At 68.7% G+C, this 1021-nt stretch carries 1 protein-coding gene; it reads right to left on the reverse strand.

The features are described from left to right. Positions 1-936, reverse strand: a 936-nt coding sequence (locus AB0B40_RS38225) for an IS630 family transposase (protein WP_362268253.1), incomplete at its 3' end; no start/stop codon positions are given. Between the last annotated feature and the right edge of the window lie 85 nt (positions 937-1021).

The following is a 1021-nucleotide window of genomic DNA, read 5'->3' on the forward strand; positions in this document are numbered from 1 at the left end:
GAACTGCCGCAGCGGGCCGAAGTGGGCCTCGATCGGGTTCGCCCACGAGGCGTAGGTCGGCGTGAAGCACAGCTCGACTTTGTGCTTCTTCGCCCAGCGGCGGATGTCGGCGCCTTTGTGGGCGGACAGGTTGTCCAGGATCACGTAGATCGGTGCGCCGTCGGGCCGGGCGGCGCGGATCGACTTCAGCGCGGCCAGAGTGTTCCCGGCGCCCTTCCTGCGGCGGTTGATGCCCCACAGGGTGTCGTCGCCGACCGAGTAGCAGCCGTGGAAGTACCGGACTCCATGGGTGCGGTGGTAGGTGGCAGGCAGCCGGTCGGGGTGCTTCTGTTTGGCCCAGCCCGAGCCGGCGGTGGGCCGGATTCCGAGCGGGCCGAACTCGTCGAACGCGAAGACCCGGTCCGGGAAGCGGTCCAGGACCTCGTCGATGCGGTCGAGCTTGGCGTCGCGGTCGGGATCAGGGGATTCCTTCCAGGTCTTGGTGCGCTGGAAGGTGACGCCACGGCGGGCGAGCAGGCCGCGTAACGCCTCGCGGCCGATATGGATGATCCGACCGTGGACTTTCCGCAGGTAGGCGACGAGTTTACGCAGAGACCAGCGGGTGAAGGGCTGGCCGAGCTTGGCGGGGCGAGTGGTGGCCGTCTGGACGACGAAGTCCTCGTCGTCACGACTGAGCAGGCGGGGACGGCCTCCCGCCCACCGAGGGTCCAGGCAGGCCAGGCCGATCTCGTTGAACCGATGGATCACATCGCGCACGGTGTCCTCGTCGGCCTGCACCAGCTGGGCGATCACCGGCACCCGGTTCCCGCCGGCCGAGGCCAGCAGCATCATCGCGCGCCGGTAGCGCACCGAGCTGGTGCTACCGCGGCGCACGATCTGCTGCAGCTTCCGCCCCTCTTGGTCGGTGAGTCTGCGCACACGGACAGGCTCGGCCACCGCGCCTCCAGCGGTCGGTTCGGACGTCACCGCACATCCAACCGTCATGACCGCCAACCCGGCGAACCTATGTGGTCAGAGCACT

The sequence above is a fragment of the Streptomyces sp. NPDC042638 genome, assembly GCF_040647235.1.
In the GTDB taxonomy this organism is placed as follows: Bacteria; Actinomycetota; Actinomycetes; order Streptomycetales; family Streptomycetaceae; genus Streptomyces; species Streptomyces rameus.